The sequence below is a fragment of the Pseudoalteromonas sp. MSK9-3 genome, assembly GCF_003590335.1.
Classification (GTDB): domain Bacteria; phylum Pseudomonadota; class Gammaproteobacteria; order Enterobacterales; family Alteromonadaceae; genus Pseudoalteromonas.
The window spans coordinates 1-10,023 of sequence record NZ_MIET01000004.1; the positions used below are offsets into that span (position 1 = coordinate 1).

The 10,023-nt window shown below is 40.7% G+C and carries 11 protein-coding genes; 2 read left to right on the forward strand and 9 right to left on the reverse strand.

What is annotated here, in order from left to right:
* Positions 1–183 (forward strand): IS3 family transposase (locus BGP78_RS00380; RefSeq protein WP_147386044.1); only part of this gene is annotated, 183 nt, incomplete at its 5' end.
* A 53-nt stretch (positions 184–236) separates the two neighbouring features.
* Here BGP78_RS00380 and BGP78_RS00385 read toward each other — a convergent pair.
* The 3 genes from BGP78_RS00385 to miaE all read right to left on the reverse strand — a co-directional run bounded on the left by BGP78_RS00385 (position 237) and on the right by miaE (position 2,943).
* On the reverse strand, positions 237–890 hold the full coding sequence (locus BGP78_RS00385) for an SMI1/KNR4 family protein (RefSeq protein WP_119859554.1): 654 nt from the start codon (positions 888–890) through the stop codon (positions 237–239).
* A complete protein-coding gene (locus BGP78_RS00390) occupies positions 890–2,281 on the reverse strand; it encodes a HEAT repeat domain-containing protein (RefSeq protein ID WP_119859555.1) in 1,392 nt (463 codons plus the stop codon). Before BGP78_RS00390 ends, BGP78_RS00385 begins: the two co-directional genes overlap by 1 nt.
* 512 nt (positions 2,282–2,793) lie before the next feature.
* Complete coding sequence (miaE, locus tag BGP78_RS00395; RefSeq protein ID WP_404936032.1) at positions 2,794–2,943, reverse strand: tRNA isopentenyl-2-thiomethyl-A-37 hydroxylase MiaE; 150 nt, start codon at positions 2,941–2,943, stop codon at positions 2,794–2,796.
* Positions 2,944–3,208: 265 nt separating this feature from the next.
* Here miaE and BGP78_RS00400 point away from each other — a divergent pair, with 265 nt between their 5' ends.
* The gene (locus BGP78_RS00400) at positions 3,209–3,808 is read left to right on the forward strand and encodes a Yip1 family protein (RefSeq protein WP_119859556.1); all 600 of its coding nucleotides are present in this window, start codon (positions 3,209–3,211) and stop codon (positions 3,806–3,808) included.
* A 99-nt stretch (positions 3,809–3,907) separates the two neighbouring features.
* On the opposite strand, the gene purF is transcribed toward BGP78_RS00400, so the two are convergent.
* The 6 genes from purF to truA all read right to left on the reverse strand — a co-directional run bounded on the left by purF (position 3,908) and on the right by truA (position 9,984).
* Positions 3,908–5,434 carry an amidophosphoribosyltransferase gene (gene purF, locus BGP78_RS00405; RefSeq protein ID WP_119859557.1) on the reverse strand — a complete coding sequence of 509 codons (1,527 nt, stop codon included), beginning with the start codon at positions 5,432–5,434 and terminating at the stop codon, positions 3,908–3,910.
* A gap of 17 nt (positions 5,435–5,451) precedes the next feature.
* The gene (locus BGP78_RS00410) at positions 5,452–5,946 is read right to left on the reverse strand and encodes a CvpA family protein (protein ID WP_119859558.1); all 495 of its coding nucleotides are present in this window, start codon (positions 5,944–5,946) and stop codon (positions 5,452–5,454) included.
* Positions 5,947–6,007: 61 nt separating this feature from the next.
* Positions 6,008–6,724 carry an SPOR domain-containing protein gene (locus BGP78_RS00415; protein WP_119859559.1) on the reverse strand — a complete coding sequence of 239 codons (717 nt, stop codon included), beginning with the start codon at positions 6,722–6,724 and terminating at the stop codon, positions 6,008–6,010.
* 15 nt (positions 6,725–6,739) lie between these two features.
* Positions 6,740–7,993 (reverse strand): bifunctional tetrahydrofolate synthase/dihydrofolate synthase, encoded by a 1,254-nt coding sequence (gene folC / locus BGP78_RS00420; RefSeq protein WP_119859560.1) that lies wholly within the window; start codon positions 7,991–7,993, stop codon positions 6,740–6,742.
* Positions 7,994–8,017: 24 nt separating this feature from the next.
* On the reverse strand, positions 8,018–8,893 hold the full coding sequence (gene accD / locus BGP78_RS00425) for an acetyl-CoA carboxylase, carboxyltransferase subunit beta (RefSeq protein ID WP_119859561.1): 876 nt from the start codon (positions 8,891–8,893) through the stop codon (positions 8,018–8,020).
* Positions 8,894–9,186: 293 nt separating this feature from the next.
* Positions 9,187–9,984 (reverse strand): tRNA pseudouridine(38-40) synthase TruA, encoded by a 798-nt coding sequence (gene truA / locus BGP78_RS00430; protein WP_119859562.1) that lies wholly within the window; start codon positions 9,982–9,984, stop codon positions 9,187–9,189.
* Between the last annotated feature and the right edge of the window lie 39 nt (positions 9,985–10,023).

Genomic DNA, 10,023 nt, shown 5'->3' on the forward strand with positions numbered 1-10,023 from the left:
TTTAAAACAGAATGGATGCCAACAGTTGGCTATCAGAATTTTAAAGAAGCTAAATACAGTATTAGCGATTATATAAATGAATATTACAACTACGTTAGGCCGCATCACTATAATGCTGGCCTAGCACCAAATGAGTCTGAAGTAAGATATAAAGATTCTAAAACTGTGGCCAAAATTAGTTGACCATTACAAACCAAATTAAGACGTAAGAGCCAGCAACAGTATAAAGAATCTTTTTAATCATTGTCTTCTAGCCAACGACAAAATGCATCACATGAATCCACATCCCCAAATTCTGCTGGTGTTTTAACAACTTCCAATCCAATTTTAGGAATCGTTGTATTAAACTCGTGTACAAGCCAATCTTGAAACTTTAGGTTTGGTGTTACATTGAACTCATTTCTCACATAGCTTTCAGGCGCTGTCAGTGCAAAGTCTTCGTTCCAACAAATCTCATCGTAACCTATTGCTATTAGCCTCAAAAAATCAACAGGGTCTGATGCAAGAACACAAGCTAACGTAGAGCCTGAACCCGAACCAACATGAACTATGTGTTGCTGTCCTTCATCATCTAACCAAAATGCTGCGACAGAGCCATCACCTCCAGTTCTAGCAAAGGTGCTAACCCTTCCTTTGGTCTCTTCATTAACAAAGTGGTATGAATCAGTTTCTGATTCAGCGTAAAATCCTATCAAAGTTCCGCCGCTTCGCTCGCCATCAGTCCAACTGTCTCTTAGTTTTTTATCTGGATAGAGGTAGCCAACTCTTCCGTACTCAGTGTTTTCACAAAAGCCGTTGCTCTCAATCCAGTCAAGCAATTTTTCTATAGGTTCGGGTACAATCATGCCTTCATGCATTGTATCTTGAATCAACTCTTTTAGCGTCTTCACTAGAATTCCTTTCGACTCAATATCGACTTGCTTATACCCATTGATTTAACCGCATGAATCAAGCAATCAAATTGCTTACTAACTCTACTTACACGCGGGTTTCCCATCAGGGTTTCAATTTCGGCTACTTGCTGCTTAGTCGGCTGACTAAAGGAACGATTGTAGTCACCATTCCAAATTCCTAGCTCAGCTTCAACTTGCTCCTCTTTAAGGGCTGACAATGCTCTTTCATTTATTAGCAATGACAGTAAGAAAACAACCCTTTCCCACTTGTTGATTTGATGGGATAAAGCGACACATGAGAGTGTAGTATGGGTATACTCCGACTCATCTATTATTTGCATAAGCTCATTAGCACAGAGAGGGAGTATTGTTTTAACAATTAACCTCGCGGCTTCCTTACAGACTGAAGGTGATGAATCCTTTAGTCCCCTGATCAGATATAATTCATTGTTTTGAGAATCCAGCTTCAAAAGGCTGTTAAGAGCTTGTTTTCTTATAGACGGAGCACCTGTTTCAAAAAAGGATCTAATATGATTAAGATCTTCATAGCTATTAAGAAAGCCAAGCCCCCAAATAGCAGCCTTTCCTTTTGAACCTTCAGTGAGTTTAAGTCGATAAAAAGTTACTGCGTCTTTACCTCTTTCAAGATAATGCTTTAATGCAAGCTCCCTGACTGAAGAGTGGCGATCAAGCAGAGCATACTCAGCTATTTCAATAGCGTCGGCACCAGAGAGTAATTGCCGGAGCGATTCCTTACGAATGGGCATGAACGAGTCTTTAAGCAAACGCTTATGATATTTGGCTAGATCAGATGGATACTCTAGTTCAGCCCATTTAAAGGCATTAGCCCTAACCAAAACATCGCGGCTTGCAAACGCTATAGACAGCAGTTCTGATACATCTATCACTTCATTGTCAATTGCTAAACTCAAACATAAGCGAGCGACATAGCTATTCTGACTGTTTATGTTTTCAATCAGCTTACCTGTATTTTGTGGCTCTAATAACAGCTTCTCGATTACGCTAATAAGCTGTTCGTGGTTTGCTCTACCGCAGTTTCTCAGGTGATATATTTGAGGAAGGCATTCTATGATTACATCAATATTCTCATTGGTGACTAGCTTGCTCAAAGACTTAATAGCAGCTTCACGAACTTGAGGAACCCAATCGTTGGCACGAGTCAGCAAGTGCGATATTGCTAACGGGTTACCGAGCATTCCTAGCCGTAAGACTGCGTTTTCACGCTTAAAGCCATCCCAGTGTTTAGACATATCAAGAAGCTCATCTACACTTTGAAATTGTTGGTGAACTTCTCCACTAGCTTCACTAGCTTCACTTGGTTTTAGAAAGTTTTTGAGGCGTTTGAAAAGCCTTACAACGTCATCCATGATGAAAGTAAACTATTAGAATATTTATAATGTAATCAGTATGTCACAGATGCCTCGTTAGGTGAATGAAGAACTCTTTCTGTTTTATCTATCGACATAAGTTTTCTATCTCTTGGAATCCCGAATGCCATTTGAATATTCTTGTTAAATAGACGACAACACTGAGCATGATCTCCAGACTTCTTACGGTTAAAGCCTAAGTATTGATATTCAAAATTAAGCCCTGGACTTCAATCTGCTTGACCCAGTGAACTGAGTCTTACGTAGCTAAATGCGGTGCTCACAATAACTCCACCCTTGTTAAATTTAAATTAAAGTGGATGTTGGCACAACAAAAAAGGAATACCTAATACTTTATCAAGCGAAATTTAAAATACCAATCAAACACTTAGGTTAGAGAAACTAAACATGCATGCGATAAACTTAGATTAGCGAAGAAATACAAATACATTGTAAATTACTTCGTTTAATACAGGCATCAAGATTGAACTATTCTTATTTAAGCCACCATCCTATCGTTTGCGCAATATACACTTTTGCTCACATATCAAATGGTCAATTAACACGATTGATAAATTTTCTGGTTCAATGGCAACGTCAATCCAAGTTTGAGGTGTTTCACACTGCAAAAATTGCTTAATTGGGTGTAGTAGCTCGTCCAAAGTTTACATGTCTTTTCAAAAGGTCAGGAAAATAACAACGCTTAAACCCCGTGACCTAAATTATACCACAAGCTCGTCGGCCTTCTGGAGTCCATGTCCCTACGTCACGATTGGTTATTTCAGAATATGAGAACGCTATATTTCAAAGTATTTAATACTTTTCAATTAGACGAAAGTTTAACCTTTTCTTGACAAAAATTGAGCAATCCCTCATAAATTAATTGAGCAGTATAAAAATAATACAGACAACAAGAAGGGGCATAAAATGATTTTTAACCATTTATGGGGCTTGTACGCTCACCCGTTAGAAGAATGGCAAACAATAGACAACCGTCATGAAAGCGTGAAATATAGCCTGTCTCATATTGCGATTATAGCACTTATTCCAAGTATTATGGGGTACTACTCTTCCGTGCATTTAGGGTGGGAAATTGGAGTTGGTGATGCAGTTTACTTAACACACGACAGCGCATTACTCATCGGGATTGCAATGTACACGGCATTGATCCTTGGCATTTTTGCACTTTCTTATTTGGCACATTGGATGGCGGTCACTTTTGGTGCTAAACCCACCTTTACCCAAACATTGGAGCTGTCTGCATATACTGCGACGCCCATGTTTATGTCGGCATTTTCAGCATTTTACCCAGAATTATGGTTTGTGGTATCGGCCGGTATGCTTGCGTTGGCCTACTCTGTTTATTTACTGTATACCGGTGTGCCTATACTTATGCATATTCCTGAAGAGCGCGGGTTTATTTACGCCAGCTCTGTAGTGACATGTGGCTTGATACTGTTGGTGATCATACTAGCAGCAACAGCAATATTGTGGACCAATGGCATAATTAGTCCTACATTTAATTAAGGGGTAACGTATTCGATGCCCCTTGCTTTTATCCTAAATTTAAAAAGGAGCGAATTATCGCTCCTTTTTTGTGACTACACTATGTCAATTACGAGGTGGTTACTCGTCTTCATTGGTCTCTTGATTGTGCAGCTCTAAACCAGATGACATTGCTTGCTCACGCGTTGACTTGGCAGAGTCATTTCGTAAAGCATCGATGCGATTCAAATAGTTTTGGTCAACATCACCTGTGATATATTCACCATCAAATACTGATGTCTCGAACACTTTAATATCAGGGTTTTCTTTACCAACAGCAGCAATCAAATCGCTCAATGACTGATAGATAAGGCCATCGGCACCAATACTCTCATTGATGTCCTCTAGCTCACGGCCATGGGCTATAAGCTCTGCAGCAGATGGCATGTCAATACCATATACGTTAGGGAACCGTACCTCTGGTGCCGCTGATGCAAAGTACACATTTTTTGCACCGGCTTCACGCGCCATTTCAACTATTTGTGCTGATGTGGTACCACGGACGATAGAGTCATCAACCAACAATACATTTTTACCTTTGAACTCACTATCGATGGCATTTAACTTGCGGCGTACAGACTTTTTACGCAGCTCTTGCCCTGGCATGATGAAGGTACGACCAATATAGCGGTTTTTTACAAAACCTTGACGGTAAGGTAACTTAAGTTCAGACGCAATCTCTAGTGCAACATCACAAGATGTTTCAGGAATAGGAATAACCACATCGATGTCTTTATCAGCCCACTCTTTTGCGATTTTTTCACCTAATTTAGTGCCCATGTTCATACGAGTTGCATAAACAGACATATTGTCCATCACTGAATCTGGGCGAGCAAAATAAACAAACTCAAAAATGCAAGGTGCATGCTGTGTTTTAGCTGCACAGATTTTTGAATGAAATTCACCACTTTCAGTTACATAAATCGCTTCGCCTGGCGCTACATCCCGCACAAACTCAAAACCATCAATTTTCAGTGCGACACTTTCTGACGCAAACATATATTCAACGCCATTGCTGGTTTCACGCTTACCAAACACCAATGGACGAATACCATTAGGGTCTCTAAACGCTAATATACCGTGACCGATGATCATTGCGATACTTGCATAACCACCTGTTGCTTGCTCGTTTACTTCAGAGATAGCATTGAACATATCTTCGGCATCAAGCTTCATTTTGTTAGGCTTACCTAACTCATGCGCCAAAATATTCAATAAAATCTCAGAGTCTGACGTCGTATTTACATGACGGCGTGCCGTGGTAAATAAACGTTCTTTAAGTGCTTCAGCATTGGTCAAGTTGCCGTTATGCGCAAGGCCAATACCAAACGGAGAGTTCACATAAAATGGTTGCGCTTCCGCAGAGCTTGATGAGCCCGCAGTTGGGTAACGCACATGCCCAATCCCGATATTACCTTGTAAACGCTTCATATGACGCGTATGGAACACGTCTTTTACTAAGCCGTTTGCTTTACGTAAACTAAACGTATTGTTGTCAATGGTAATAATGCCAGCAGCATCTTGGCCACGGTGTTGCAAAACAGTTAAGCCATCATAAATCGCCTGATTTACAGGAGATGTTCCGACTATCCCAACGATACCACACATGAAATTTTCCTCGCCGATTAACGGTTTACTGAATTTAAAAAGCTGGAGTTATGCTCAAGGTAGGTAAAAAACCACTCTATCACAAAGCCAAATTCAGGGATCAAAATAGATGCTGACCACCACTGCGTGCCAGGCGCACTAGTGAATGCATCCAGAAAAAACAATAAGGCGCTGACGACCAAAGCACCTCGTAAACCACCGAATACGAACCCAAAGAGTCGATCGGTGCCAGATAACCCCGTGCGCTGCACGAGCTCACCTAAGATATAGTTAACAAACCCACCCAACATCAAGGTCGCAATAAATAATATGGCAATCGCGGCTGCATTTCTTAAAAGGGGTTCTGAAATGGAAGTGAGGAAGGTTGCTAGATATTGATAAAAGAAACTGGAAATAAAAAATGCGCCGACCCACACAACTAACGACATAGCTTCTTTAACAAAACCACGAAGTAAGCCAAATAATGTCGATAAACCGACAATACAGAGAATAGCGTAATCAACCCAGATCATAATAACCAATAAGTCGTTAATTTGGGCCGCATTCTATAAGAGCCGACAGGCAATTACCAGATCATTTTGCAATATTGAACTGAGTAAGTCGGCCATTCAATTTGGTCAATTCTTTCAGTTTTGCAAGCTTAGACTCAAGTTTACTCTTATCTAAGTCGGGACCAACAAACACTTTTGTTAATGTACCATTCGGCGTTTTAACCGGGCGCGTAAATGCTTTGAAGCCGCTCTTTTTCAACTTTTGTACCAATGCATCTACATTAGGTTTATGTGAAAAGCTCCCTAATTGAATAACATAGGCCATTTTAGTTAAGTTAGAGGTCGGTGCACGCTTGGGTTCTTTCGCTTTAGAAACCTCGGTGACCACTGTTGATGGTTCAACTGAATTAGGCGGCGTCTCTTGCTGTGTCTTGGTGTCTGTATGTTGTTCTGTGGTTTGCGTGGCGAGTGCTGGAGCCAGCTCATCCACGATATCACTGTCATTACTACGAGAATCCGCTTTATCGACCAGTTCAGTAGTATCGTTAGTATCTAATAATAACGCGTCATCAGGGCTTATCGTCTCCACAACATCCCCCTGAACTTCTGGCGCATTCTCAGCCTCTAGGTCTATTTTTGTTTTTAAATCGACTGTCGTAAACTCAGGACGTTCAGGTATCGCTTTGAAGCCATCTTTATAGTGAACCTTTTCACCATCAAGAATATTGGGAATAAAAATTATTGCCGCAACCACGACGATACTTGTTCCTACTAGACGGTTAATAAATCCTGAGTTCACGTTATTACTCTCTACTTATTCAAAATATGCAATGGCTTGCGCCACCGTAAAAAATGAGCCAAAAATAATTAATACCGTTTTATCATCTAACGCTGGCAACGTATGAACTAATGCCTCTTTTACGCTATCAAAAACTAACACAGGTCTTGTGTTTGGTACCAATGATTGTAAATTTGTGCCTAACTCTGCGCGAGGCCCTTCTAATGAAGCACAAGTCCATACATCGACTAAATCAACCACTTCATTGATAACGCTCACTTTATCTTTATCCGCTAGCATAGCGATTAATGCATGAACTTTAAAGCCTTGTGCTTTAAAGTCGGTCAACTTCTGGGCTAAATAGCGCGCTGACTCAGGGTTATGTGCAACATCAGTAAAAACTTTCGGTTGCTCACTCAATTGCTGAAAGCGCCCTTCAACTTTTAATTCTGACAAACAGTGTTTTATCACAGCTTCTGATGGCAATAAATTCAATGTTGCCAAGGTAGTCAAGGCTGTTGTTACATTCTGAGCAGGAATGGACGGCTTGGTAAATTCGTAATCAAGGTCATGGTAAATCCACCTAAAACCAGATTCTGTTGGAATATATAAGAAGTCTCGTTTCGACAAAATCAAGTCTGCTTCTACTTCCACACCATAGTCTGTAACTGTATGAGGTATATTCAAGTCCCCAACAATGGCTGGGGTGTCTTTACGAAAGATACCAGCCTTATCATAACCGACTAATTCGCGTGTATCACCTAAATACTCTTTATGGTCTAAATCTATGGTGGTGATCACACTTGCGTATGGTGTGACTATATTCGTCGCGTCATAACGGCCACCTAAGCCCACTTCAAGTAAAATATAGTCAACGGCAAAGCGCTTAAAAATAGCTAAACTGCCTAAAGTACCATACTCAAAATATGTGAGCGCCGTGTCTCCACGACCCTGTTCAAGTTGATGAAAGGCATCTACATGCACTTGATCTGGTAACTCGTTGCCATTCACTCTCACACGTTCGTTATATCGAACTAGGTGGGGAGAAGCATAGGTGCCGACATTGTAACCTTGCGCTAGTAAAATAGACTCCATACAACGCGCCGTGGTTCCTTTACCATTAGTGCCTGCAATAAGAATGATTTTACTGGGGGTATTGAGTAAATCTATGGCTTGTGCAACTTGTTGAACCCGCTCTAATCCCATTTCGATGTTAGCCGGGTGTACACTTTCTAAATAACAAAGCCAATCATCAAGGGTTGACGATTGGCTAGGTGTCTGAATTGTCATATTCGTAACTTAAACTTAAAAAATTTACGCTACTCTATGCTCTTGTTCAGTCGAAGGCAAGTCCATAAACTTAGCAAGTATACGTGCTAATGTGTCGCGCATTTCTCGGCGGTCAACAATCATATCAATCGCACCATGCTCGAGTAAGAACTCACTACGCTGGAATCCATCAGGTAAAGTTTCACGTACCGTTTGCTCAATAACACGTGGGCCCGCGAAACCAATCAACGCTTTAGGCTCAGCAACATTAATATCACCTAACATCGCAAGTGATGCTGATACACCACCCATAGTCGGATCAGTTAATACTGAAATGAACGGTAAACCTTTCTCACTCATTTTTGCCAATGCTGCACTTGTTTTTGCCATTTGCATCAAAGACATAAGTGCCTCTTGCATTCGAGCGCCACCCGAAGAAGAGAAACATACCAATGGCATATTATGTTCTAAGCTTTGATTCACCGCATCCACAAAACGTGCGCCAACAACTGACGCCATTGAACCGCCCATGAAGGCAAACTCGAATGATACTGCAGCAACAGGCATTCCTTTCAAGCGCCCTGTCATCGCAACTAACGCATCTTTCTCACCACTGACTTTTTGCGCTGATGAAATACGATCTGAATATTTTTTCGAGTCTTTGAATTTCAAGACATCTTGCGGCTCATGCTGAGCACCAATTTCTTGAAGGTCGGCATCATCTAGAAAGTATTCTAAACGTTTACGGGCGCTCAAGCGCATGTGATGATCGCATTTAGGACAAACATTTAATGACTTTTCAAGTTCTGCTTTGTATAAAATAGCATCACATGATGAACATTTTGCCCATACACCTTCAGGGATTTCTTTTTTCCCTGACGCTTTTGTTGTTTTAGGTAAGATCTTTTCTAACCAACTCATTTGCAACTCTCTTGTGCTAATTCTGTGTCGCGACGTCTGCAAGTACAGACAAACTGTTTCAATTAAAACATGATTTTGTCTACAACGGTATAAAAAACTGGTCTTAGTAGTCGCACCATAATACGAGCTAAAACAAACAAATCAATAATAATTTACTTATGTTTATTATCATTAACATTGTTCGCACTATTTTTCAAATTAGCACTGTTATGGCTCTACACTCACTTTCATATATGTGTTTTTGCAAATCATTCAATAAAGGTACTATTGTTAATGACGAGTCAATTAGCTAATTATTCAATATCTTTATTCGGTAAAAATAACGGCCCTAGTGAAGTCGAAGGTATGTTCCACTTTTGTGGATAGTCTACATCGACCAAATATAAGCCATTTGGTTTTGCCGTCGCACCAGCTTGGGTACGATCTTTAAGTGTTAATAGTTCTGCCATCCACTCTGGTGACTGTTTACCCATACCAATATCTGTTAAGCACCCTGTAATATTTCGCACCATATGGTGCAAAAATGCATTCGCTTTAATATCAATAACTAAATAATCATTTACTCGTTCAACACTTAAATGATGAATGTTGCGAAATGGCGTATTTGATTGGCAGTGCACAGCTCTAAACGAGGTAAAGTCTTGCTCGCCTAACATGGCAGGACATGCAGCCTGCATTAATGTTTCATCAAGTGGATGGTGAAAGTGCGTTACCCCACTGCGTAATATACCGGGACGATAGGCATGATTATAAATCACGTATCTATACCTTCTTGCTGTCGCACTAAAACGAGCGTGAAACTCATCGTCAACTTGTTGTGCATAACGTACTGCAATGTCATCGGGTAACATAGAGTTAAGGCCTAACGTAAAGGCGCTCATATCGCGTTCTGCGTGCGTATCAAAATGCACAACTTGGCCAGTGGCATGTACACCAGCGTCAGTGCGCCCTGCACATACAATATCAATTTTATGGTTACAGATACGAGATAATGCTGTTTCAATTTCTTGCTGCACACTATTTACATGGGGCTGACGCTGCCAACCACTGTAATTTGCCCCGTTATACTCTATTCCCATTGCTACGCGCATACTGACTCTTACCTCTATGTTTAATAGCCGTGCATTTTA